The organism is Deminuibacter soli (assembly GCF_003412455.1).
Taxonomy (GTDB): domain Bacteria; phylum Bacteroidota; class Bacteroidia; order Chitinophagales; family Chitinophagaceae; genus Deminuibacter; species Deminuibacter soli.
The window spans coordinates 61,885-85,049 of the sequence record NZ_QTJU01000010.1; the positions used below are offsets into that span (position 1 = coordinate 61,885).

24 protein-coding genes are annotated in these 23,165 nt (G+C 47.0%); 6 read left to right on the top strand and 18 right to left on the bottom strand.

Features of this window, described 5'->3' with window-relative positions:
- Positions 1-34 precede the first annotated feature (34 nt).
- Positions 35-616 (bottom strand): RNA polymerase sigma factor, encoded by a 582-nt coding sequence (locus DXN05_RS20475; RefSeq protein WP_116849161.1) that lies wholly within the window; start codon positions 614-616, stop codon positions 35-37.
- Positions 617-1,037: 421 nt separating this feature from the next.
- On the opposite strand from DXN05_RS20475, the gene DXN05_RS20480 reads away from it, so the two are divergent.
- Entirely contained in the window at positions 1,038-1,781 is a 744-nt protein-coding gene (locus tag DXN05_RS20480) for a DUF2625 domain-containing protein (RefSeq protein ID WP_211330110.1), read from the top strand.
- Positions 1,782-1,865: 84 nt separating this feature from the next.
- On the opposite strand, the gene DXN05_RS20485 is transcribed toward DXN05_RS20480, so the two are convergent.
- Both DXN05_RS20485 and DXN05_RS20490 read right to left on the bottom strand, forming a co-directional pair.
- Complete coding sequence (locus DXN05_RS20485; protein WP_116849163.1) at positions 1,866-4,232, bottom strand: ABC transporter permease; 2,367 nt, start codon at positions 4,230-4,232, stop codon at positions 1,866-1,868.
- 265 nt (positions 4,233-4,497) lie between these two features.
- On the bottom strand, positions 4,498-5,130 hold the full coding sequence (locus DXN05_RS20490; protein WP_245975263.1) for a Crp/Fnr family transcriptional regulator: 633 nt from the start codon (positions 5,128-5,130) through the stop codon (positions 4,498-4,500).
- Positions 5,131-5,321: 191 nt separating this feature from the next.
- On the opposite strand from DXN05_RS20490, the gene DXN05_RS20495 reads away from it, so the two are divergent.
- Positions 5,322-7,019, top strand: coding sequence for a chloride channel protein (locus DXN05_RS20495; RefSeq protein ID WP_116849165.1), 1,698 nt, complete (start codon positions 5,322-5,324; stop codon positions 7,017-7,019).
- Between the two features lie 25 nt (positions 7,020-7,044).
- The gene (locus tag DXN05_RS20500) at positions 7,045-7,485 is read left to right on the top strand and encodes a hypothetical protein (RefSeq protein ID WP_116849166.1); all 441 of its coding nucleotides are present in this window, start codon (positions 7,045-7,047) and stop codon (positions 7,483-7,485) included.
- Positions 7,486-7,529: 44 nt separating this feature from the next.
- Here DXN05_RS20500 and DXN05_RS20505 read toward each other — a convergent pair whose 3' ends face one another.
- The 8 genes from DXN05_RS20505 to DXN05_RS20540 form a co-directional block, all read right to left on the bottom strand.
- Positions 7,530-8,294, bottom strand: a complete 765-nt coding sequence (locus tag DXN05_RS20505) for an SDR family NAD(P)-dependent oxidoreductase (protein ID WP_116849167.1) — start codon at positions 8,292-8,294, stop codon at positions 7,530-7,532.
- Between the two features lie 79 nt (positions 8,295-8,373).
- Entirely contained in the window at positions 8,374-8,760 is a 387-nt protein-coding gene (locus DXN05_RS20510) for a helix-turn-helix domain-containing protein (protein ID WP_116849168.1), read from the bottom strand.
- Between the two features lie 111 nt (positions 8,761-8,871).
- Complete coding sequence (locus DXN05_RS20515) at positions 8,872-10,056, bottom strand: T9SS type A sorting domain-containing protein (RefSeq protein ID WP_116849169.1); 1,185 nt, start codon at positions 10,054-10,056, stop codon at positions 8,872-8,874.
- 327 nt (positions 10,057-10,383) lie between these two features.
- The gene (locus tag DXN05_RS20520; protein WP_116849170.1) at positions 10,384-11,172 is read right to left on the bottom strand and encodes a CHAD domain-containing protein; all 789 of its coding nucleotides are present in this window, start codon (positions 11,170-11,172) and stop codon (positions 10,384-10,386) included.
- Position 11,173: 1 nt separating this feature from the next.
- Entirely contained in the window at positions 11,174-12,067 is an 894-nt protein-coding gene (locus DXN05_RS20525; protein ID WP_116849171.1) for an SDR family oxidoreductase, read from the bottom strand.
- Between the two features lie 346 nt (positions 12,068-12,413).
- Complete coding sequence (locus DXN05_RS20530; protein WP_116849172.1) at positions 12,414-12,920, bottom strand: SRPBCC family protein; 507 nt, start codon at positions 12,918-12,920, stop codon at positions 12,414-12,416.
- Positions 12,921-13,156: 236 nt separating this feature from the next.
- Positions 13,157-14,263 carry an ABC transporter permease gene (locus tag DXN05_RS20535; RefSeq protein WP_116849173.1) on the bottom strand — a complete coding sequence of 369 codons (1,107 nt, stop codon included), beginning with the start codon at positions 14,261-14,263 and terminating at the stop codon, positions 13,157-13,159.
- 195 nt (positions 14,264-14,458) lie between these two features.
- On the bottom strand, positions 14,459-14,614 hold the full coding sequence (locus DXN05_RS20540; RefSeq protein ID WP_116849174.1) for a lmo0937 family membrane protein: 156 nt from the start codon (positions 14,612-14,614) through the stop codon (positions 14,459-14,461).
- Positions 14,615-14,817: 203 nt separating this feature from the next.
- Between DXN05_RS20540 and DXN05_RS20545 the strand changes: the two genes are divergently transcribed.
- Entirely contained in the window at positions 14,818-15,675 is an 858-nt protein-coding gene (locus tag DXN05_RS20545) for a class I SAM-dependent methyltransferase (protein WP_116849175.1), read from the top strand.
- Positions 15,676-15,806: 131 nt separating this feature from the next.
- Here the strand turns inward: DXN05_RS20545 and DXN05_RS20550 are convergent, their stop codons facing one another.
- Together DXN05_RS20550 and DXN05_RS20555 are read right to left on the bottom strand one after the other, a co-directional pair.
- Complete coding sequence (locus DXN05_RS20550) at positions 15,807-16,577, bottom strand: TIGR03915 family putative DNA repair protein (protein ID WP_116849176.1); 771 nt, start codon at positions 16,575-16,577, stop codon at positions 15,807-15,809.
- A 1-nt stretch (position 16,578) separates the two neighbouring features.
- Positions 16,579-17,832, bottom strand: coding sequence for a putative DNA modification/repair radical SAM protein (locus tag DXN05_RS20555; protein ID WP_211330111.1), 1,254 nt, complete (start codon positions 17,830-17,832; stop codon positions 16,579-16,581).
- Positions 17,833-18,123: 291 nt separating this feature from the next.
- On the opposite strand from DXN05_RS20555, the gene DXN05_RS20560 reads away from it, so the two are divergent.
- Both DXN05_RS20560 and DXN05_RS20565 read left to right on the top strand, forming a co-directional pair.
- Positions 18,124-18,537 carry an Rrf2 family transcriptional regulator gene (locus tag DXN05_RS20560; RefSeq protein ID WP_116849178.1) on the top strand — a complete coding sequence of 138 codons (414 nt, stop codon included), beginning with the start codon at positions 18,124-18,126 and terminating at the stop codon, positions 18,535-18,537.
- A 50-nt stretch (positions 18,538-18,587) separates the two neighbouring features.
- Positions 18,588-19,232: an NAD(P)-dependent oxidoreductase gene (locus DXN05_RS20565; protein WP_116849179.1), complete on the top strand. Its 645-nt coding sequence runs from the start codon at positions 18,588-18,590 to the stop codon at positions 19,230-19,232.
- A gap of 49 nt (positions 19,233-19,281) precedes the next feature.
- Here DXN05_RS20565 and DXN05_RS20570 read toward each other — a convergent pair whose 3' ends face one another.
- The 5 genes from DXN05_RS20570 to DXN05_RS20590 all read right to left on the bottom strand — a co-directional run bounded on the left by DXN05_RS20570 (position 19,282) and on the right by DXN05_RS20590 (position 23,083).
- Positions 19,282-19,608, bottom strand: a complete 327-nt coding sequence (locus DXN05_RS20570) for a hypothetical protein (protein WP_116849180.1) — start codon at positions 19,606-19,608, stop codon at positions 19,282-19,284.
- Positions 19,609-19,767: 159 nt separating this feature from the next.
- Positions 19,768-20,691, bottom strand: coding sequence for an NAD-dependent epimerase/dehydratase family protein (locus DXN05_RS20575; protein WP_116849181.1), 924 nt, complete (start codon positions 20,689-20,691; stop codon positions 19,768-19,770).
- A gap of 86 nt (positions 20,692-20,777) precedes the next feature.
- Entirely contained in the window at positions 20,778-21,389 is a 612-nt protein-coding gene (locus DXN05_RS20580) for a Crp/Fnr family transcriptional regulator (RefSeq protein WP_116849182.1), read from the bottom strand.
- 118 nt (positions 21,390-21,507) lie between these two features.
- Complete coding sequence (locus tag DXN05_RS20585; RefSeq protein WP_116849183.1) at positions 21,508-22,029, bottom strand: DUF4399 domain-containing protein; 522 nt, start codon at positions 22,027-22,029, stop codon at positions 21,508-21,510.
- A 100-nt stretch (positions 22,030-22,129) separates the two neighbouring features.
- On the bottom strand, positions 22,130-23,083 hold the full coding sequence (locus DXN05_RS20590) for an aldo/keto reductase (RefSeq protein WP_116849184.1): 954 nt from the start codon (positions 23,081-23,083) through the stop codon (positions 22,130-22,132).
- Between the last annotated feature and the right edge of the window lie 82 nt (positions 23,084-23,165).

Below are 23,165 nucleotides of genomic sequence, written 5' to 3' on the forward strand. Positions count from 1 at the left end.
AAAATTAATATATAATTTATATTAATACATTACGCTATTGTATTGCCATAAATGCGAGCAATAGCAGCATGCAGTCTTTTTCCCTGGCATGCGATTTAATATAGTCGTTGAGATTAACCATGGCAGAAGACAGGTATTCCTTCACGGTATGGCGGGATATATTGAGCTCATTGGCAGCCTCCTCATAGGTTTTGCCCTCGAGCTTACAGAGTGTAACAATTTTCTTTTTTTGCGGGGAAAGCTGCGCTATAGCGGTTTCCAGGAGTTTGTGCTGGCGCTCGTACAGCTGAAAATCAGCTGCCTGTTCCTGCGCACTGCTGAACATGGATTTGTGTAATGCCTGCTCGCGCATGCGCTTGCGTGTGTAGTTGACAGACAAGTTGAAGCTGATAACAAACAGCCAGCCGGCTACAGATTGCGTTGGATCCAGTTTGGCCCTGTTTTCCCAAAGACGGATAAAAACCTCCTGCAGGATGTCTTCCGCCACCTCGGGTTCTTTAATCAGCTTGATAACATTACGGTAAACAGGCTGATGATATTTCCAGTACAGTTCATCAAAAGCAGAAACATCATCCAGCTGCATGTTGCCAACCAGTTCAATATCCATTTTTCTCATAACGCCTTTACATTTACTAGCATACCAGTCCCTTGAAAAGTACGGGCATACTTTCCGGATTATTAAAATAGACCTCGCAATCGGAATGTTGTAAAGTGTAAGTGTACAGTTAGTTTGTAAGGATGTGCGGTTCCTTGTCCACAAATTAAATGAATAATTCAATAAAAAAAATAAATAATGAAAAAAATGAATGCAACAAAACCCTTGTTGCAACATGGTTTGCGCAGAACGGAATCATCACTGTTGTTTATCAGAAATAAAAATCAATAAATTACAGCTATAAACAAAATGCATGCCCCGGGAATGTATAAACCGCACAGTTCAGCGTGTTCATCAGTTGCCGGCAGCAGGAAGGCGCTTTACCGGCGGATAATTTTATTGCTTTCCTATTTGTTTTATATTTAGCCCACATTCCGTAAACATGAAACAACTGATACTATCCCTGTTTTGCTTAAGCAGTGCATATTTTGCAACGGCTCAAAACAACATGCGCCCCGTTACTGATTTAATCAACATCACCGATCCTGCCTGGCCATTGGTAAAACAATGGATAGATGCAGCCACCAACAAAGTAGAAATATTGCAAGCTGATGCAGCCAAAGGACGTGATGCCTTATACAAAACACAGGTTACCACACGTTCGCCCATGGGCGCTATTATTTATGCTACAGGTGGTCTGCTGATTGACAATGGATGGATACGCATTCTCGGCTCAGGCAGCACAAAGCTGAACAGAAGCCTCCCTGACTGGAATGTAGGCAAATCAATAAAAGCAATTGGTGACCGCCCTGCATTTCTCTTAATTGCCGACGATGCAGCCGGCGGTTTCTTTGCCATCAATGGCGGCGCACTGGGTAAAGACGCCGGCAATGTTTATTACCTGTCACCAGATACACTTACCTGGGATTCTTTAGACATGGGCTACTCTGACTTTCTGCAGTTCTGCTTTAAAGGAGATCTTGGAGCATTTTATAAAACACTGCGCTGGAAAAGCTGGAAGACAGAAGTTGCAGCGCTCGACGGCAACCAGGCATACAGCTTCTACCCTTTCCTATGGTCAAAAGAAGGGAAAGACATTAATAAAGATTCGCGCAAAGCCGTACCGGTAGATGAGCTGTATACCAGCATCTACAGCGCCCGCATACAACTGGGCATATCGCAATAAATACTAGCCAAACCGGTACTCTTAAAACAGAAAGGAAGCACTGTACAGCGCTTCCTTTCTCATTTGTATCAGCATGCAGCAACCTTACTCTGCCTTCAGACTTTTAACCGGGTTTGCACTCGCCGTGCGGATAGCCTGGTACCCCACCGTAATTAATGCAATAGCAATCATCATAAACCCGGCCAGCGCAAATATCCACCAGCCAATACCAATGCGGTAAGAGTAATTCTGCAACCAGTAATGCATGCCCACCCATGCAAGCGGAGATGCGATAACAAAGGCAAGCAGTACCAGCTGCACAAAGTCTTTTGCCAGTAATGTGGTTAACTGCACAACAGTTGCGCCCAGTGTTTTGCGGATACCCATTTCTTTTGTTTTAACCTGCGCAGTATAGGTAGCCAGGCCAAACAAACCCAAACACGAAATCACTACTGCTACCAGGGCAAACAGGTTAAACAGCTTGCCGGTGCGCTGATCGGTTCTGTACATCGCATCAAAATCAGCATCCAGGAATGTATAGTTAAACGGGTATTCAGAGCCATAGCTGTTCCATATACTGCGCGCTGCATCAACAGCGGCTGCTGCGCCTTTGGCAGTCGTTTTAACATTCACCGCAACCAGCCTGGTTTTGTAGGTAAACACCACCGGCTCTACCTGTTTCTTCAGGGAACTATAATTGAAGTCTTTGGTTACACCAACAATAATACCTTTTGTCTGCCACAGCTGAAAGCGTTTGCCTATCGGGTCTTTCAATCCCATTTGCCGCACCGCCGCTTCGTTCACAATAAAATGCATCGAATCGGCTTTATCGCCTGCAAAATTATGCCCTGCAGCAAGTTTGAGTTTGAGCAAGGGTATAAAATGTTCATCAATGCGGTTCACATGCACCAGCATCGAAGTATTGGGGTTCTTGCCTTCCCAATCTGTATCGCCGGTTGTCATGCCCTGCGTATTCGACATCGTATTGTCCGACCCCGCTACCGACAGTACTTCTGCGTTCTTCGCCAGCTGTTCACGTATAGCTTCTGAATGCATATACATTTTATCATCCAGGAAGAAAGAAAACACCTGCTCTTTATCAAACCCGAGATCTTTATCCCGGATGTATTTTAACTGGCCGCCGATTACAATAGTAGAGATGATTAACCCCACTGAAAAAACAAACTGCGTAACCACCAGCGTTTTCCTGAATGCCACATTACCAATGCCGGCAATAATTTTCCCGCGCATTGCCTGCATGGGTTTAAATGACGACAGCAGCAAGGCAGGATACACAGAAGACAACATCAGCGTGCCGGTAATGGCGCAGCCAACAACAAGCCATATACCGCTGTCAGACAAGCTGAAGTGCAGCTGCTTGCCGGAAAGATCATTGTAAAAAGGCATCAGCAGGTAAATGATGCCAAACGCAAGCAGCGATGCCAGCATAAACAGCAGCGCAGATTCTACAATAAACTGCAAAAACAATTGCTTGCGCGCTGCACCAATAATCTTGCGCATGCTTACTTCTTTTGCACGAAGCATGGAACGCGCAGTAGAAAGGTTTACATAGTTGATACAGGCAATCACCAGTATCAGGATAGCCACAATTAAAAATATGCGCGTTATCTGCAATGCACCGGTACTGCCGTCACTGGCCACCAGGTGTATGGAAGTGAAAGGCTGTAAGGTAAAACGTGTACCAAAGGTTTCATTGCGGTGTTGCCAGAAAATTTTGCTCAGCTTATCACCCACTGCTGCAGTATTGGTATTGGGTTTTAACTGCAGGTAAACTTCAAAACCATAATCACCCAAATCCTCGTCAATGGTTTTCCAGTTCATGTTGCCGCCGCTGGCAGTAAACTGGCGGCCGTAATAAGTCATAGGAAACAATATGCTGTAATGCATGGAAGAGCTGGCCGGAAAATCAGCCATAATACCAGATACTACAAAATTCTCTTTGCTTATCTGCAGCGTTTTGCCGGTAGCATCTTCAGTACCAAAAAGCTTCCTTGCTTCTGTTTGGGAAAGTATCACTGAATTGATATCAGAAAAAGGAACAGCAATATTGCCTTTCAGTAACCTGAAACTAAAAAAACGGAAGAAATTACTGTCAGCAAAGGCGGCATTCTTCTCAACAAACTTTTTGCCATTGCAGTTAATCACCAGCTGCTCGTCGCGCCCCATTACTCTCACTACTTTTTCCACTTCAGGTATTTGCTTTGCAAACACACTCATCGGAGCAGGCGGGCTCCATACCTGTTCTGCCGCACCTTCACCAAGATGTGCATTGAGTTTGTACATATGACCTGCATTTGCATGAAAGCGGTCGTACGAAAACTCATCCTGCACCCACAGCAAAATCATGATCCCTACCGCCAGCCCAATGGCCAGGCCAGCAATATTGATGGTGCTGTAAAATTTGTTCTTTACCAGATTCCGCCAGGCTGTTTTGAAAAAATTGAAGAACATGTGCAAACGTTTAGGCTGGTAAATCAGACCCTATGCCAGTGATACAATTAATTAACAATCAATTATATAACCAGAAATCCCTGTACCCGGAACGTACGAAAGCGGACACCTGTTGTACGGAATAAAGCAATCATTCCGGCGATGGAGCATCCAGCCATTCACCAGTCAATACAGTTTAGTTAAGCATGATTGATATTTTTTACCGCAAAGAAACGCAAGGGAAAACCACAAAGTTCACAAAGCGGCGCTAACCAAACGACATCACTTAACCATTCCCCACGAGTTCTTTTAGCTTACCCGGTTTACTGATCTTAATACGTTTGCCTTCGGTGGCAATGATCTTCTGTGCAGTTAATTCGTTGAAGAGTTTAAAAACGGTTTCATAGGTAGTACCCGCATGTGATGCAATATCCTGGCGGGTTACAGGAATGCTTATGTATTTCTCTTTGTCTTTTCCAAACACCGATTCTATGGTGAGCAGCGTTTCAGCCACACGCCCCTTTACCTCCATCAATGCCAGGTTTCGCATGCGCTGCTCTGCCTGCTGCAATTCCATCGCGTACTGCTGCATCAATACATAGGTAAAGGCGGGATTGGTTTTAAAGGTGGCTTCCAGCAACTCCTGTGTAATATAACAAAGCAGCGTATCGTCCAGCGCAGTGGCAGATACCGGGTAGGTATGTTGTTTTACCAGTCCGCGATGCCCCAACAAATCGCCTTTTGCAGCAAAACGTACAATCAGCTCTTTCTCTGAACCCCATGACTGGTGCACTTTTACCGCGCCGCTGTAAACAAAGTAAATACCGGTTACCTGGTCACCTTCTGAGAAAATTGTTTGTCCTTTTTTAACAAAAACATTCTGCTTTTCTATCGCTATCAATGCCTTCCACTCAGGCATACAATGCCTGCACAGGAAACAATCATTCAAATTACAGCTACCATTTTGCATGCGTCAATAATAAGGCTTTTTACCAAAATGCAACATTATTCTAAAATATTGCACAAACCATGTTTTAAATTCATTTTATAACTAATTTTGCACGTATAATATTAAATAAGCAATACTTTAATAGCATCAAAGGCAGTATCATGAATACCGAACAGGAATTTATACCCATCTCCCCTTCCCTTACCGGCATGCCTGTACGCCCGGGCAGCACAGCAGGCACTGCGCCTGTAAACAAACGCGTGGTTTACCTGTGCCTGCAAGCCATTTTAAATGCAGTGATCATTGGCTTTGTTGCACGCGGATTGGTTTACCTGATTGACTTTATTACCCAACTCGCTTTTTACCACCGTTTTTCCTTTGCGCCCGCTTCACCTGCAGGTAACCGGTTGGGATTACTGGTAATAGGTGTGCCTATTACAGGCAGCCTTATCGTAGGACTGATGGCACGTTACGGCTCCAAAGCCATACGCGGTCATGGTATACCCGAGGCCATGGAAAAGATCATGATTGACAACAGCAAGATACCCTGGGGAATGACCTTCCTGAAACCCTTGTCTGCAGCGGTTTCTATAGGCACGGGCGGACCATTTGGTGCAGAAGGCCCCATTATTGCCACGGGTGGTGCGCTGGGTTCTGTAGCCGGTCAACTGATGCATATATCTGCGGCAGAAAGAAAGATCATGCTGGCAGCAGGTTCCTGCGCAGGCATGTCGGCCATATTCGGAAGCCCGCTTGCGGCTGTATTGCTCGCCATTGAATTATTGTTATTTGAATTTTCTCCGCGCTCCATTATACCGGTAACACTGGCTTGTGTAACCGGCGCAGGCATGCACCTCTTGTTGTTTGAAAGTCACCCGGTGTTTGAAATGCCTGCCATACCTGTGGCTTCCGGCAGTGCATTGATCGCCTATGTAGCCGGCGGTTTGCTTATTGGTGTGGCTGCAGCCTTTATCACCAAAGCGGTGTATGGTGTAGAAGACCTGTTTGAAAAACTGCCCATCCATTTTATGTGGTGGCCAGCCATAGGTGCAGTGGCCGTTGGTGTAGTGGGTTACTTTGCACCGTATACCATGGGTGTGGGCTACAGCAATATCAGCCATTTGCTGGAAGGCAATGCGCCTTTGCAACTGATCTTATCCCTGTGCGTGCTCAAATTCATCAGCTGGGTTATTGCACTCGGCAGCGGCACATCGGGCGGTACACTGGCACCACTGTTCACCATTGGCGGCGCACTGGGCGCTGCACTGGGCATACTGGGCCAGCACCTGTTTCCTGATGCAGGCATCAACATCCCTACTGCCGCACTTATCGGCATGGCAGCTATGTTTGCCGGCGCTTCACGCGCAGTGCTTACGTCTATTGTGTTTGCGCTGGAAACCACCGGGCAAAGCAATGGGCTGCTGCCATTACTGGGCGCCTGTGCAGCAGCATATGCCGTTTCTTTCTTTTTGATGAAAGGCAGCATTATGACAGAAAAGATCATCCGCCGCGGTGTTAAAACACCCGATGCGTATGAGCCTGACGTATTACAGGGCGCAAGCGTACAACAGTTGTACCATGCAGCGCCGGGCAGCACTGTGCACAATGCACCTGCTGTTCTGCTGAATGATAATGCGGCTACCGCAGCAGAGCTGATGGGCAGGTTTGGCATCAGCAAACTGGCTGTGGTGAAAGATGCAGACAGCATGCAGTACACCGGTTATATTACTTCGGCAGATATCTTAAAATATTATGGCGACAGCCGTTACCAGAGCGCACACTTTGAATCACCACGCATCACACGCAGGTGGATGGTACGCGGGCGCAGGCTGGTACGCCGTTCTGTAAAACAACAATAACTATTCACCCGTCAATTCATTTACCATGCACATATACGAATACCAGCAAACGCGTTTTTCCAAAGCCGTGCTTACCGGCCTTTTCTGCGGCATTGCAGCCACACTTACGTGTTTATTGTATGGCTTTATTTACCGCTTCAACACCGGCTTTACCTTATCGGCTATTATCAATGTACCCTCTATCATCATTGGCTGCCATATACTACTGGTAATAGCCGGACTTGTTTACTATGCCCTGCAGCAGGCCCTGGGCCGCGCAGGCAACGCGGTTTACATGCTATTGTTTGCAGCGCTTACCCTGTTCTGCATCTGGCAATCCACCGGTGTGGTACGCTCTCCCATCCACGAACTCACCATTGAATTCAGGCAACTGCTCATCGGCATGATCATTATCATCGGCAGCAGCGCCAGCTTCCTGATGCCTTACCTGTTTGGCAACAAGGCCTTTGAACGGAATGTATTGTGATGATATAGCCTGGCCCGGGCAATGGTTGAAAAGTAATCCCTTTATTACAAGAACATCCCGCCTGAAGCTTCCAGTCTTTGTGCATTCACCCATTTGGCATCATCACTGCAAAGGAAGGCGACTACGCTACCGATATCATCCGGGCGGCCTACCCTGCCCAGTGCGGTTTGTGCGGCGATACCGGCATTTACTTCAGGATTGTCGCGCACCAGACCACCGCTGAAATCAGTTGCAATAGCACCGGGTGCAATCACATTTACACGAATGCCCCTTGCTCCCAGCTCTTTGGCCATGTAACGGCTCAGTACTTCTACTGCGCCCTTCATAGCAGCATAGGTGCTGGAGCCGGGTATGCAGAAACGCGCCAGACCGGTAGATACATTTACAATGCCACCGCCATCTTCCAGCAGTGGCAATGCTTTTTGCGAGAGAAAGAAAACAGCTTTAAAATGGATGTTGAGCATATTATCGAACTGCTCTTCTGTAGTTGTTGCGAAAGGCTCATGAAAACCAACGCCTGCATTGTTAACAAGGTAGGTGATTTTATCTGCACCGAAAACGGATTGTAACGTGCTGCGTACCTGCATGAAGAAATTGTCAAAGCTTTTAATGTCAGCCACATTGAGTTGCAGCGCTGCCGCTTTTATGCCTGCTGCTTCCAGCTGTTTTACCACTGCATCGGCTTCGTCTTTTTTGCTGTTGTAGGTGAACAGCACATCGGTACCACGCTTGGCAATACTGAGCGCCATGTTTTTACCCAGTCCGCGGCTACCGCCGGTGATAAGGGCTATTTTCCTGGTTTGTGTCATCTTATATATGATTTTTCTTGTTTTATCACACAAAACTACTGCGCACCGGTGCAGGGAAAATAGTTCAAGCTTCAGATTCTCAGGAAGGCTCTTTTATTTTTTTGCGGTATTGCAAGGGCGTAGTACCGGTCATGCCCTTAAAAAACTTGATAAAACTGGACGATTCCACGTACCCGAACCGCTCGCCCACTTCCGCGACAGACAAGCTCGTATCTGCCAGCATTTGCTGCGCTTCAGAAGTAACCCGTTCTTCCATAATGGTGCAGGGTGACTGACCGGTGGTTAGCTTAATAGTATTGCTTAAATGCCTGGGGTGTATAAACAATTGTGCAGCAAAATCATGCGCAGCAAAACGGCGTATCACCTTGCGCTGCTTCAGTTCAGCCAGATGCGTTTCCACCAGCTCGAAAAACGCAGCCGTAATCTCGTCTTTCCTGGAAATAATATCAACAGGCAATGTTTCCATAAACCTTCTTTTCTACAAAGATAGAGCAGAGCGGATAGCGGTTAGCTTTTAGCGGATAGCTTTATTTATGGACAGGTATGGATTACAGCTAACGGGCAGGTTTGCTATTTATTATTGTGCCGCAACAATGATCTTGTGTGTGCTGTGCGTTTTACCATCGGCACTGATAATCTTCACGAAGTACATACCGTTTAACACATCGCTGCCATAACGGTATACAATATTCTGTCCGGCTACATCTACTTTTGTTACATAAGAACTGAACAGGTTACCCTTGATATCCATCAGCTGCACCGTATAGGCGCCTTTGGGTACATTCTTAAAGATCACGCTGAACTGCCCGTTGGTAACGGGATTAGGCCATACGCTGATATTGGGATTGACGTCCTGCGCCGGTTGTATGGTTTTTACGGCCACGTCTTTATTCCGGTTTTCATACAGCAGGTTGCTGCTCGTTAAGTCAGATGCGCCGTACACCCCTTTAGAACCTGCAGCAGGCGTGGCTTTCAGCGAAGACATATCCAGCAGGTAGTAGCCCTTATCGTAAGTAACCGAGCTTAGTACCAGTTTATCGTTATCATCAACGGCAGCACCATTGGTGTAAAAGCCCTGCGGCAAACCTTGTATAGTGCCCTGCAGCGTAGCTTCCAGTTTGTTTACATCTATCTTAAACAGCTTGTTGTACATATCAATGAGGTACAGGAAACCATTCACATCAGCCACCATATCGCCGCCCCAGCTGTTCAGCGGCGTGTGCACAGACTGTGCACCGTTGGAAGCAGCGTCTTTCAAAGCCCCCAGTTCAGTAATCACCGGATGCTTGCCTGCCGTAAACGCAAACAGGTGGTTGCCGTTATTGCTCAGGGCATAGCCACGGCCATCCACACCTATTGCCATGCGCGTAATATTGTTTTCTTCAGAGCCCGGTGTGGCAGGCGCAGGCAGTGGCAACGTACCTATTTTCTCGGGGATATTACGGCCATTGGGCGTTACCACGTATAAATCATTCATGGGCAGCACCACAAAATACAGCTTGCCCGATGTGCGGTCATACGCACAGGCAGCCACTTTGCTTACCCCGGTTGTATTCATCACCTTGTCGGTTACCGGCGCACGGCCCAATGCATCGCCGCCTGCACCACTGCCCAGGTCAACAGCACGGAACACGTTCCAGTTTAAACCGATAAGACTGTCTGAAGTTACCGCGTAAGCCACGGTTTGTGCATTGGCCACAGAAGCACACAGGCCAAAAGTTAAGGTGAGAGGAGCCAACAGTTTTGGTAAAAGTTTCCTCATAATATAGTTAGTTTTTAGCCAATAAAAATTACGGCTTTTTTCGCAATCGGGACGTTTATTTTATTCAAAGCCAGTAATAAGCTTTAAGCTGATAACTTGTTTAGTTAAACCGTCAACGACGTTGAGTGTATACCACATTTCACGCAAAGATCGCAAGGGAGCAAGGCCGCAAAGGCAAACAGTTTTAATACGCTACGATCATGCACGACAGGGAACAGCTGCAAACTTGCTTGCAGTAAATCGCCTCGGCAATAAGTAGAAGTTATTGAATACCCGCTAAGATGATCTCGCTGTGTCGACTGTCGATTCCCGAATTGATTCACGGCTTCACGCCGCCTGGCGGGAGAGCATTTCTTCTATCTGGCGCTCGCGGTAGCGCATGGAGTGGTTGAGTTTTTCGGCGGCAATATTGAAATCTTTCTGCACATCAATATCCTGCGACAAATAAATCTGTTTTTGTGCAAAACTGTCGCGTATCATTTCAAGATCGTGCCACTGGCCTATCTGCTCCTGCAGTTTGTTGTAGTACGAAAGGGAAGGTTCTTTTTCAGCTGCTTCTTCCGGACGTATCCAGTTAATGGCATACAGCCATTGTTTAATGCGCTTGCGCAGTTCATGCCATTCAGTGGCAGGCAGGTCGCCGTTGGTCATTTCCTGCAGGTGTGCGTTCAGGTCTACAAAATATTGTTCTGCCAGAATTTCATTTGTACTGGCTACAAACGGTGCACTGTGTTCAATAATTTCCTTGAAATCGGCCTGGTAATGATCACTCCGCAGCCGGAATGCCATCATCATCTGTTCCAGCCGCAGGGCAGGAAAATAATGCTCCTGTATGGCCTTTAAACGATGTTTTTCGAGCCATTGCTGTAATAGCTGGTACTCGCGTATTTCACCGGCCTCCTGGAATACTGCGCGAAGCAAATGAGCCGGGCGTTTGAGTTTTTGTTTGGGATATACCTGTTGCAGGAATTTTACTACGGCCCGCAGCTTTTTCATCTCCACCCTGAAGTCGTGCAGCGACGTATCATCACCATTCAGGTCAAAATCGTGCAGGTGGTTGAACACGTTTTTAACCCGTTGCGCAAAATACTTCTGTAAAGGTGTTTGCTGCTCCATATCAGAAATAGTTAAAGCTGCGTGCGATGCCTTCTTTGCAGGTAACCGGGCTATAACCCAGCTCCTGCCGGGCTTTGTCGATTTTTAACCCGGAACTTTTTGCGCGCTGTACCGGTTCTTTGAAGGTCTGCGCGCTCACTTCCTCAATCAGTGCCTTGTCAAGTCCCAGCACTTCGGCAGTGGTAACAGCCAGTTGGTAAGGCGTTACTACTTCGTCGCCTGCCAGGTGAAAAGGACCTGTCTTCAACTGCGTGGCAATGGCGTAAATACCGGCACACAAATCAAGCACGTACGTGGGTGTGCGGTATTGGTCGCCCACTACTTTAATGGACTGGCCTTTTGCCAAACTCTGCTGCACCCATTGAATAAAACTGGGGCGCATGCCCTCCCACAATTCGCCGTAAATAAACGCCGGGCGAACAATGCAGAAAGGCAAACCGCTCTGTTCTACCAGCTGCTCAGCCATCCACTTGGTGCGGCCGTAAAAATTCAGCGGTTCAGGGCGGGTATCTTCTGTATGCGGACCACCTTCACCAAAAATAAAGTCGGTCGATACATAGATAAAGTGAACGTTCTTCGATAACTCCACAGATGCTTCCAGCAGGTAATGCGTTGCCTCTACATTGTGCTGCAAACAGGTTTCCGGACGCAGCAGGCATTCATCGGGTTTGCTCATGGCAGCCGTATGAATTACACACTGCGGACGCACGGTTTTTATCAGCTCATTAACCGCATCCCTGCCCGTTAAATCAGCGGAGATATATTCAAAAACCTGTTTGCCCGGAATGCGGCATTCGTTACGGCCTGTAGCCCAAACCCGGAGCCCTTTCGCCGCCAGAAATAACGTCAGATGCTGGCCTAAAAACCCATTTGCGCCCGTTACCAGAATGTTCATAATTCAATATAAGAAACGTTTGATGAATTACCCGCGGTTATGCCAAAATACCTGACATTTTGTACCCCGCTTAAGTGGCTGTATTACACAAAATATAGTGAATAAAAATAATATAATATTAATAATCAGTTAATTATTCAGCAACGCCCGGCCTACTTTATTGTACTTTAAGCTTTTATTAAGAAGTGAAAACCAGGCAATATCAATCAAAAAAGGCGTTATAGAATGCCTTGAAAAAACTCCGGCCATAAAACCATCCAACCATAAAAAATGCTGCTTCCGGCAAATTGCACATTTTCAAATTCTCAGATTCTCTAATTAAAAAATCCCGCCTGGGCGGGACTTTTTAGTTAGAGACGAATTTCTTCAACCCCTCCAATCCTTTCTCCATCGTTGGACCCAATATCTTATCATTCATCATAGAGCCAAACCGCTCCCATGGATACCATTTCAAATCCTGTTCAAAAAACCAGGTAACCGTAGTAGAAGTGCCTGCTGCATCGGGCGACAGCACAAAGCCACTGTGTTGTTCGTAACCGCGTGCGCTTCTCCAGGTAGTTAAAAACTGCTGTGCATCTGCCGCAGTAACCGTGATGGTAGTTGTACCAATTGCAGCAACAGACTGCACCGTTTTTCCATCCCCCTTTGTTACGGTAAGACCATTCTCCTTCACCCCTTCCATCCAGTTACCCCACTGGCTAATATCCCCCGCTGCAGCCATTACTTTGGCCGGCGGTTGCTTCAGGGTAATTAACCTTGTCACCACCACCTTGGAAGAAAACAGCAGCCCTATACAGGTTGTCAACACAAACAAAACCACCAGGCTGATAAGCGCCAATTTTACAAAACGCATAAGAAAAAGTTTTTAGCTCAAGCTGTAAGCTTGTATATGTTTAATCAAATAGTTCAATTGTTCGATAGTTTAATAGTTTAAGGGTTTGACGTTTGAAGTTTAATGTTTGAAGTTTGACGTTTGAAGTTTATAGCCTCTACTGTGATGTCTCGATTCCGAATTTGCTATTCGCTAAATCACTCACGACTGACGTCTCACGGAAAAACACTAAGTTCATTCACCAGTTCCTCCACCCACTACTCCCACTTAAACACCTTAATCGCCACCCCATATACCACCACTCCCCAAATCAGCAACACCCCGATATTCTGCCAGCAGCTGACCAGGCTTGCGCCTTCAAAAGCAATGTTGCGCATAGCAATATTGAAATGCGTTAACGGCAATGCCCTGCACAAAGGCTGCAGCCAGCCGGGAAAACTTTCTATCGGGAAAAAAGTGCCTGCCAGCAAAAACTGCGGCAGCGTAAGTATGTTGGCAAACAGGGGTATCACACTTTCATTTTTGGCTACACTGCTTACAATAAAACCGCCGCCCATAAATACGATGAGTGCAATAAAACTCAGCAGCATGATTTCAATAAAAGTGATAAAACCATTCACCAGGGTGAAATGAAAAAACAAAGTGCCGATGCCCACGATAATCACCGCAGTAAGCAGTTGGAACAATACCCTGCTCAACGCTTCCCCCATGATAATGTACGGGCGTGTAATGGGCGTTGCAAAAAAGCGTTTCAGCACCAGTTGCTGGCGCAGGTTGAAAAACAGGAACGCCACGCCGAATATAGACGCACTGAGCAACGAAAAGCCCAGCTGTCCGGGTAAAATAAAATCAATGGAGCGGTATACGCGGCCGGGGATCTGTTGCACATGGGCATCAATTTGCGCAACTGTAGGTGCATCGGGAAAGCGCTGTTGATCCAGTTCTTCCACAATACCCTTGAGGATAGACTGCAGTATCTGTATGTTCCTGGGGTTCACGGCCTCTGAAGTAGTCAGATGTACCGTGTAAGCGGCATGGGCTGCACCGCCCTTCTGGATGTTAAGCACAGCAGTTAAACGGCCTTTTTCAAGATCTTCCCGGATAATTTCCCCGGATGCCTCCTTTACCCTGAAACCCGACTGGTACTTGATTTTCTGGTATATTTCGTTGGTGGTGTCGGTTTGCCTGGCAAATGCAATATCCAGCGAAACGCCCCCGCCTTTACCGAGAAAACCGAATACCAGTATAAATACCAGCGGAAAACCCAGACTGAAGAAAACCGCTGAAGGACTGCGAAAAATAGACCTGACACTGCCTTTCGTAATAGCTAACATGGCCCTCAGCTGGCTGTAATTCCCTTTCATACACGCTTATTAGAAGCGGCAAAACTATCTTTTTATTTCCCTGCTGCAAAAAACAGTATCCCGTATAAAAAAATATTCACCATCCGGGTACGCCTGGGCACCAGAATGGTGAATATGTTGTGTGTTCAATGTTTACTGCAGGGCCTTAACTGATGTATGGTTATGTATGACTGCTGCCATGCCTCCGGTTGAAGGCTACACATTGGTTCCGCCGCGTATTAAGCCCAGTAACAGGGATATAACGGCAAGCACCAGCAGAATGTGTATTAAACCGGTTGCGCTGTATACGAAAAAGCCCAGCAACCATCCTATAATCAGTATTACGGCTAACAGATATAATATGCTTCTCATACAAATGGATTTAATTACCCTATCCTTCAAAAAAACTATGCCATCCCTGTTTTACCGTTTGTAATGCGCATTCTGTTCAGTAGAAACACTGTTCGCTGCGCAATCATTTCCACAAAAGACTGTGTTTTCAGGGTTTAATTTTGTAGTTTCATATACGCATATGTTAAAGCATTGCCATTGTTTGCCCCATCAATCTGGTTACCATGCGCTCCTCCATCCGCGATTACAGCACTATCAGCCCAAGCGCCACCGGCCTGTTACTGGCCAAAGGTTTAACGCATATACCTTATGCCCGTGAAGCTGCCGAGCTTATATGGGGCAAACTGGGTTATGAACAGATGGCACAGAAAGCAGCTACACCCATATTCCTGAAACGACTGGTGCATTTTGAAAACCGTTACTGGACAGTAGACCAGCTGCTCATGGAATCGGGTATCAAAAACATTTTTGAAATAGGCGCCGGTTACTCCTTCCGCGGGTTGGCTATGACGGAAGACCCGTCTGTATTTTACATCGATTCAGACCTGCCCGAAATCATTTATTCCAAGCGGCGCATTGTTGACGAAATCAAGGCCACCCGCGATCTTTCGCGCGATAACCTGGTAGTGGCTGCCATCAATGCCCTCGATGCCAATGCCATGCTGCAGCAACTGGCCTTGCTGCCCGAAGGCCCGGTTGTTATACTCAACGAGGGTTTGCTGGTATACCTTAACGAACTGGAAAAACGCAAGCTGTGTGTAATTGTGCACAATGCACTGATGGAACGCGGCGGTTACTGGATAACAGGCGATATTTATATCAAAAAGAAAGGCGGCGCACCTGAACCTGATGATGCTACCGCACAATTTCTTGCCGCCCACAAAGTAGAAGAAAAGAAGTTCGACAGTTTCGAAGCAGCAGAAGTCTTCTTCAACGAATGTGGTTTCTCCATCGCCAAACGGCTCTCCGCTGCTCCCGAAAAACTCAGCTCCCTGCACCTCCTGCACACGCACGCCTATCCCACCCAGGAAGAAGGTGCCCCGCAAAAAATACGCGAAACCTGGATGCTGAAATGCAAATGAAAGCCGGTTTAAGGTTTAAGGTTTCAAGTTTAATGTTCATTCCCGACGGATGCATAAAGCCCGCATTCACTAATTGCCTATTCTCCAAAGGAGGTCCTATGGACACTATTCACAAGTGATCCCCTCACCATTCACCGGCCCTCTGGCATTTTCTCCGGCAAATAACGCCAGTACCGCCGCGGCATGTGCTGCAGGTGTAAACGCGTATTCTTACGCGCCTTGATATTAACACTGCTGAAATAACGCTGCCACAACTGCTGGTACAATTGTTCATTTTCATCATAAGCCTGTTGTATTGCAGATGCCTGAACCTGTTGTGAGAACTGCATCTGCACTGTGCTTACCTGTTTAAGATCGTAGTAAATGCCATACTTTCTCCTGCCGTCATAAATCACCCAGCGCTGATCGGCATAACGCTGCTCAAAATGCCGGCTGATCAATGGCAGCACATTGTAGTCGGGCTCAGCAATGGCATAATACAAACCATCGCCGGTGAGCTGAAAACGGATGAACGCCTCCATGCGGTGCTTTTCACGGCGCACCTTGCGGTCTGTTTGAATCACCGTGATCACCGAAGGGTGACTGTAATCCGTTTCTACCGGTTTCTGCTGTTTAAACGCATGCTGCATATACCGCAGCAACACCGCATCTATCCCCTGCTGCTCGCTCAGGAAAGTATGATACACCGCATTGGCTGCATCAATGGAATTGCGCTGCACCAGCGACTGCCATACCCTGCGTGCCTTTGCTGCATTGGTTTGCACTGTATGCCTGCTGTGAAACATAGATAGATTGCAGGCATGCTCCTGTGCAAACTGCACATCCGCCAGCTTGTATTCATATATTTCAAATACAGCAGTAAGCCACCCTTCAAAACTGCCATCGTATAATACCATTACCATGTTAAAACAATTGTAGTTGTGGTGAAAAATTGGCTTGATACTTACTTTGCTGCATGCGTACAAGCTGTTCCCGCAACTGCGCAGCCGTGTAATCATGCCGCGGCATATGGCCCGATGGCAATGCAAGAAAGTATTTGGCCTTGTTGTAAGCAATGCCCAGCTTTTGCAGCAAATCTGCATTCACGCGGCTGTGTTGCCTGGCTGCTGCAATACGTTGGGCAGATTGTATCCCGATACCCGGCACCCGCATAATCAGTGATACATCGGCCTTGTTTACATCTACCGGGAACTGCTCCAGGTTGCGCAGCGCCCAGCTGAGTTTAGGGTCTATCTCCATATCCAGGTGCGGGTAGGTTTCATTCACAATTTCGCGCACGTCAAATCCGTAATACCGCATCAGCCAGTCAGCCTGGTACAGCCGGTTTTCCCTGACCATAGGCACAGGCGTACCAATGGCCGGCAACCGGTTATCATGGCTGACAGGAACGTAACCGGAATAGTACACGCGTTTCAGCTGCAGCTTACGGTAAAACAAATGCGCCATGCCCAGTATTTGCCAGTCGTTTTCAGGTGTAGCGCCAATCACCATTTGCGTGCTTTGACCGGCAGGCGCAAACAAAGGCGTTTTGGCGATGCGTTTTTTCTCTGTCGCATAACCGTTGATCTGCTGCTGCAGGTACTGCATGGGCTGCAGCATATCGTTGCGTTTTTTATCAGGCGCCAGCAATTGTAAACTTTGCTCCGTAGGCATTTCCACGTTTATACTCAGCCTGTCTGCATACAAACCCGCTTCCTGCAGCAGGGCTTCACTGGCGCCGGGAATGGCTTTAAGATGGATATAGCCGTTGAACTTGTGTTCCGTACGCAGCTTGCGCGCCACCAGCACCAGCCGCTCCATGGTATAGTCTGCATTTTTAAAAATGCCGGAGCTTAAAAACAATCCTTCAATATAATTGCGGCGGTAAAAATTAATGGTGAGGTCAACCACTTCCTGCACGGTAAACGCCGCACGCTGAATATCATTGCTGCTGCGGCTTACGCAATAGGCGCAGTTGTAAATGCAGAAATTGGTCAACAGTATTTTCAGCAGCGATACGCAACGGCCATCTTCTGTGTAGGCATGACAAATACCATTGCTGGCATTACCCAATCCTTTATTGTGGTTTTCTCTCTTGCTCCCGCTCGAAGCGCACGAAACATCGTATTTGGCAGCATCAGACAGTATGCTGAGCTTTTCCATTATCCGGTCACTCACAGGCTTTTCATTTAGCATAAAAATACTAAATAAAATAGCATTAATTCCCAAGTTGATTAGCATTCCAGGTAAAATAAAAGCCCTGCGTTCAACAAAAGCTATCCAGCCATAACCATGCTGAAAATATCCCCGCCGCCCGTTCATTTTACCAATTTATACAAGCCACTACCAGGCAGGCGGCTATTGCACGGATCCTGCCTGTTTAAATTAAAAAATGTCTCAAAACAATCAAACAATGCTTCCATCAAACCATTTTTATTACCTTTGTACTGTAACAAATAAAATTACAGAATGAACAACGGCCGGTTTGCGATCTCTATGCACATACTGGTATTGCTGTCGAAGCTGCACGAGGAATGGATTTCATCAGAATTCCTGGCAGGCAGCATCAATATTAACCCTGTGCTGGTACGCAAAGAGTTGTTGAACCTGCGGGAGTTTGGGTTAATAGAAAGCAAGGAAGGGAAAAACGGCGGCAGCAGGCTGGCTAAACCCGCAAAAACCATTTTATTATCGCAGGTATACCAGGCTGTTAAACAAAACAACGCGCTGCTGGGTAATGCTAAAAACACACCGAACCCCGATTGTGCAGTGGGCAGGCAGGTAAGCCAGCACCTGGATAATTTATACGAAGAGGCTGAGCGGGCGCTGGAAAAACAGCTGGGCCAAACCACCTTGCAGCAGTTTGCAGATCGGTTTGACTAATTTTTTACCTATAACTGTAACAAACTTTATTACAAATAAAACCATCGAATATGAAAATTGCATTGATCGGCGCCTCAGGTTTCACAGGCACACCACTTTTGTCAGAATTGCTGAACCGCGGTCACCAGGTAACGGCGATTGTACGCAACCCCGCTAAAATAACCACAGAAAACCCGAATTTAAAAGTAATAGCAGCCGACGTAAACAATACCGGTGCGCTTACGCCCCTGCTGAGCGGCCATGATGCCGTATTAAGTGCTTTTAGCGCAGGCATTACAGATGAGAACCTGTACAACGATTTTTTGGCAGGCTCGCGCAGTATTCAGCAGGCGGCAAAAGATGCCGGTGTGCCCCGTTTGCTGGTCATTGGCGGCGCAGGCAGCCTGTACATTAAACCCGGTGTGCAATTGGTGGATACACCTGAGTTTCCCGCACAATGGAAAACCGGCGCTGCCGCAGCACGTGATTATTATGAAGAATTGAAAAAAGAAAACGGGTTGGACTGGACGTTCCTTAGCCCGGCTATTATGCTGCATCCCGGCACGCGCACCGCGCAGTTTCGCCTGGGCACCGATGAACCGGTATTTGATGCAGCCGGCAAAAGTGAAATTTCGGTAGAAGACCTGGCCGTAGCGCTGGCAGACGAACTGGAGAAAAAACAATTCATCCGCAAACGTTTTACCCTGGGTTACTAAACATACAAAACCCCGGCCGCACGTTGACCTGTGTGACCGGGGTTTGCCTTTAATACACCATTTTAACGCCTGCCTTCTCCTGAGCGTCAATGGCCTGCCCAATGGCTTCCATAAATGCATTGCTCTGCCGCGTGCGGATTTCCATCCAGTTATGCACGCCCGGTTTAGTCTCTGCGCGGGTAAGCTGGTAACTCGCAATCAGCGCCGTTACTTCGTACACGTCGTAACGATGCAGCCTCGTAACAAAATACACCGGCACATCCATGTCTTTCCTGGTAACATACGCCTGAAAACGGTCGCTGCCGTTAATAAAAGGAAATTCTTTCCGTTCGTCGTTGAATGAAAATAAAATCGTAAAGCCGTTACTGCCATCCATTGGGTACCAGATTTTTTCAGGCCGCAAAGTTGCGATTTATATTCCGTTCCGAAAGTTAACTTTTTGGATGGTTGAATGGATTGATGGCTTGATGGTTAAACGGAACTCGCCCAGATCGTCTCGACTGTCGATTGTCGATGTATTTCAACGTACGATTGATCACCTTGGTTTAAACATTGTCTTCTTCAGTTCTGCCATACCTGCTTCGTATGATGTGGGCTTAATCTGGAAATAGTCTTCAAATTTCTTAGAGCCAAACTGGTAATCGTATACATACTGGTACTGCATCTCGGGCATTTCTTTGATATCGCTGTTAAACAATCCAAGAATACGCAGCATAAACTTGGGAATAGTAGAATAGCCCGGCTTAACACCATAGGTTTTCGCAGCCATTTCCATCAACTCCTTACCGGTTAAAGGTGCAGCCGTAGGCGCATGCCATACCTGGTTGTCTGTGGCGGGTGTTTGTCCCAGCAGGTACATTGCCCTGCCTGCATCGGGTATATAAGTGAAGTTGTGTTTCACATTGGTTTTACCCAGCCATTGTGCTGATTTGCCTGCAGCATATTTCCTGAGCACCATCAGGTCGAAAAAGCTTTTATCACCTGCACCGTAAAAATCTGCGCCGCGCAATATGCTGGCATTGAGTTCACCGTTTTTTACTTCGCGCATCAGCATGTCGGCAATGCCTGCACGCACTTCGCCTTTGGCGCTTACGGGGTGATAAGGTGTTTCTTCTGTCATAACACCGTTTACCAGTCCGTACATGTAAACATTGTCAAAGAAAATAAGCCTGGCTTTATTGGCTTTGGCCAGGTTAATCACATTGCGCATAATCACCGGCCATTGCTCGCGCCACACCTTGATGTTGTATTGTAAGCCTGCGCACAGGTAAATAACGGTTGAACCTTCGGCAGCGGCTGCCAGTTCATGGTATTGTAACAGATCGGCTTTTACCCAGGTGGTATTGCCGGTACTGGTAATGGGTTTACGGCTGATTAAACGTACGGGCAAATGGTTTGCTTCCAGTTGTTGTTGTAATACGTTGCTTACTGCCCCGCCTGCGCCTAAAATAGTATGCATGTTGTTTTGATTTTGTAACACAAAGCTAGCAGTGCCTGCCCGCTCAAACCGTTAACAAAAGATAAGAAACCGGCATGCCGCCATTTTTATAAAGCACTGCGGCTTTCCATCAGTCTTTTGCGGATGCGGGAAAGTGAAACGGGTGTAATGCCAAGAAAATTGGCCACATAATGCTGGGGAATACGCTGCATAATATCGTAACCGGATTGCAGCAGGCTGCAATAGCGCTCTTCCGGTGTTTGGGTTACAAAACCTTCCAGCCGGTCTTCATAACAGCAGTTGAGGTACTCGCTCACCAGCCTGCCGTAACGTTCCATTTTATAACCAATCAGCGGGTGCGCCAGCATCTGCTGCATGCCCTGGTAGGTATAACACAGCAATACCGAAGGCTCCATGGCATCGATGGTAAAGTGACCGGGTGTTTGCGTAAGATAACTTTTAAAGGAACTGATCAAGTCACCTTCAAAACAGAAATAATTGGAGTATTCAATGCCGTCTTTTATAAAGTACAGGCGGAATGAACCCGATACAATAAAAGCCACTTCCGTACACACCTTGCCTTCTGCGGTGAACAGCTCTTTTTTACCCAGTTCTTTCAGGGTAAGAAAACCGGTAAACACTGCCCACTCCTCATCGGTAAGGGAAACAAACTTGCCCACTACGCGACGGTAAAAATCAGTATAGGCGGCTGGTATCATATGAAGGTTTTGTACTGCGAAAGGGATAAGTGATGATTATTTTTCTGCAGACCGATATTACAAAAAAAGACCGGCACATAACCGGTCTTCTCCTGTATTTTTCAGCGTTGGGCTGTACTTATTTTTTCACGTCAACCGTGATGCTTTTAGCCAGCTGTCCGCCATAAGAACGGTGGATGCCGTCAGCATACTGCAGGGTAAGTTTGTGTTTACCCGGGGCCAGTTTCACTTCGGTTTGTGTTTGTGCATTACCGAAATGCAGGTGGGTAGAATCTTTTGGAACCACGGTGCCCAGTGCCAGTGAATCGCCCGCATCAATCAGCAGGTGGTGGTGACCGCTGCCATCTTTCAGTTTGCCGGCAGAATCAAGTTTGATACCGTCAACACCAAACTCCACTTTAACGGGAGAGGTTACTGACTGGCCATCTTTCAGGTTTTTAAAGAACACTTTGGCGCCTGCAGGGATAGCAGGAACCGGTGCAACAGCAGATGAAGAATCCATGTGGTGCATGCTTGAATCAGACATCTTCATCGATGTGTCAGTTGCAGTTGAATCGCCCGCAGTTTTGTTGTCTGCACCTGAATTACAGGCGGTGAGCATAACCAGCAATGCAGCTGGTATAAAATGAGATTTACGCATAGTGTAGTTTTATGTTCCTCAATAAAGAGCAACCCATGTGTTTGATTGGGTTAGCTAAAGTACTAAAGTTTAGAAGATATTTATATGTATCCTTTTCACATTATTGCCAGGCACTTGCCTGGTTCAGTGTTTCAATGGCTGCATCACTCAGCTTCAGTGAAGCGGCTTTTACCAGGTCTTCCAGCTGGGTAACACTGGTAGCACTTGCAATAGGTGCTGTTACGCTTTTGCGGGCCATTAACCAGGCCAGGGCCACTTGTGTAGGTGTTTCCCTGTAATCGGCAGCCACTTCATCCAGTGCCTCAAGAATACCCAGTCCGCGTGCATTCAGGTACTTTTTAATACCACCTCCGCGCGCACTTTTACCCAGGTCAGCCTCAGAACGGTACTTACCGGTTAAAAAGCCGCTGGCCAGTGAAAAAAAGCTCACCACACCCACCTGTTCCTTCAGGCACACTGCTTCCAGGTCTTTTTCAAATACTTCCCGTTCGTACAGGTTATACAGCGGCTGTAATGTTTCGTAACGCGGCAGGTTGTTTGCTGCGCTGATGTTCAGCGCCTGCTGCAGGCGCGCAGCTGAATAGTTGGAAGCACCGATGCTTCTTACCTTACCTGCTTTAATCAATTCATCGTAAGCGCCGAGGGTTTCTTCGAGTGGTGTAACCGTATCATCATCGTGCGAAAAATACACATCAATATAGTCCGTTTGCAAACGCTGCAGTGATTCTTCCACGGTTTGCAGTATATACTTGCGCGACAACAATGTTTTACCATCCGGTGCGCCCTTGCCTACCTTGGTAGCGATAATTACCTGGTTGCGTTTACCAGACTGTTTAAGCCATTTGCCGATAACAGTTTCGGATTCCCCGCCCTTGTTACCCGGTACCCAGCGTGCGTATACGTCTGCTGTATCAATAAAATTGAAACCTGCACCTGTAAAGTGATCGAGCAGGTGAAAAGAAGTGTTTTCATCCGCTGTCCAGCCAAATACATTTCCGCCAAACACCAGTGGGGCAATGCTGATGCCCGATTTACCAAGCGTTCTTTGTTCCATACTGCGATTTATTACAAATTATGATCAAATATATTACCAGTCAGCAAGTAACAGGCGTAACCGTTACGATATGAACAACAAA

Bases quoted from the DNA above. Each gene is read 5' to 3' on its own strand.
- DXN05_RS20480 (WP_211330110.1), top strand. From the start codon at position 1,038: ATGAAACAACTGATACTATCCCTGTTTTGCTTAAGCAGTGCATATTTT.
- DXN05_RS20505 (WP_116849167.1), bottom strand. From the start codon at position 8,294: ATGACACAAACCAGGAAAATAGCCCTTATCACCGGCGGTAGCCGCGGA.
- DXN05_RS20540 (WP_116849174.1), bottom strand. From the start codon at position 14,614: ATGAGAAGCATATTATATCTGTTAGCCGTAATACTGATTATAGGATGG.
- DXN05_RS20530 (WP_116849172.1), bottom strand. From the start codon at position 12,920: ATGCGTTTTGTAAAATTGGCGCTTATCAGCCTGGTGGTTTTGTTTGTG.
- DXN05_RS20590 (WP_116849184.1), bottom strand. From the start codon at position 23,083: ATGGAACAAAGAACGCTTGGTAAATCGGGCATCAGCATTGCCCCACTG.
- DXN05_RS20490 (WP_245975263.1), bottom strand. From the start codon at position 5,130: ATGCCTGAGTGGAAGGCATTGATAGCGATAGAAAAGCAGAATGTTTTT.
- DXN05_RS20525 (WP_116849171.1), bottom strand. From the start codon at position 12,067: ATGAACATTCTGGTAACGGGCGCAAATGGGTTTTTAGGCCAGCATCTG.
- DXN05_RS20515 (WP_116849169.1), bottom strand. From the start codon at position 10,056: ATGAGGAAACTTTTACCAAAACTGTTGGCTCCTCTCACCTTAACTTTT.
- DXN05_RS20565 (WP_116849179.1), top strand. From the start codon at position 18,588: ATGAAAATTGCATTGATCGGCGCCTCAGGTTTCACAGGCACACCACTT.
- DXN05_RS20585 (WP_116849183.1), bottom strand. From the start codon at position 22,029: ATGCGTAAATCTCATTTTATACCAGCTGCATTGCTGGTTATGCTCACC.
- DXN05_RS20485 (WP_116849163.1), bottom strand. From the start codon at position 4,232: ATGTTCTTCAATTTTTTCAAAACAGCCTGGCGGAATCTGGTAAAGAAC.
- DXN05_RS20575 (WP_116849181.1), bottom strand. From the start codon at position 20,691: ATGCATACTATTTTAGGCGCAGGCGGGGCAGTAAGCAACGTATTACAA.
- DXN05_RS20570 (WP_116849180.1), bottom strand. From the start codon at position 19,608: ATGGATGGCAGTAACGGCTTTACGATTTTATTTTCATTCAACGACGAA.
- DXN05_RS20500 (WP_116849166.1), top strand. From the start codon at position 7,045: ATGCACATATACGAATACCAGCAAACGCGTTTTTCCAAAGCCGTGCTT.
- DXN05_RS20545 (WP_116849175.1), top strand. From the start codon at position 14,818: ATGCGCTCCTCCATCCGCGATTACAGCACTATCAGCCCAAGCGCCACC.
- DXN05_RS20550 (WP_116849176.1), bottom strand. From the start codon at position 16,577: ATGGTAATGGTATTATACGATGGCAGTTTTGAAGGGTGGCTTACTGCT.
- DXN05_RS20510 (WP_116849168.1), bottom strand. From the start codon at position 8,760: ATGGAAACATTGCCTGTTGATATTATTTCCAGGAAAGACGAGATTACG.
- DXN05_RS20580 (WP_116849182.1), bottom strand. From the start codon at position 21,389: ATGATACCAGCCGCCTATACTGATTTTTACCGTCGCGTAGTGGGCAAG.
- DXN05_RS20495 (WP_116849165.1), top strand. From the start codon at position 5,322: ATGAATACCGAACAGGAATTTATACCCATCTCCCCTTCCCTTACCGGC.
- DXN05_RS20520 (WP_116849170.1), bottom strand. From the start codon at position 11,172: ATGGAGCAGCAAACACCTTTACAGAAGTATTTTGCGCAACGGGTTAAA.
- DXN05_RS20475 (WP_116849161.1), bottom strand. From the start codon at position 616: ATGAGAAAAATGGATATTGAACTGGTTGGCAACATGCAGCTGGATGAT.
- DXN05_RS20535 (WP_116849173.1), bottom strand. From the start codon at position 14,263: ATGAAAGGGAATTACAGCCAGCTGAGGGCCATGTTAGCTATTACGAAA.
- DXN05_RS20560 (WP_116849178.1), top strand. From the start codon at position 18,124: ATGAACAACGGCCGGTTTGCGATCTCTATGCACATACTGGTATTGCTG.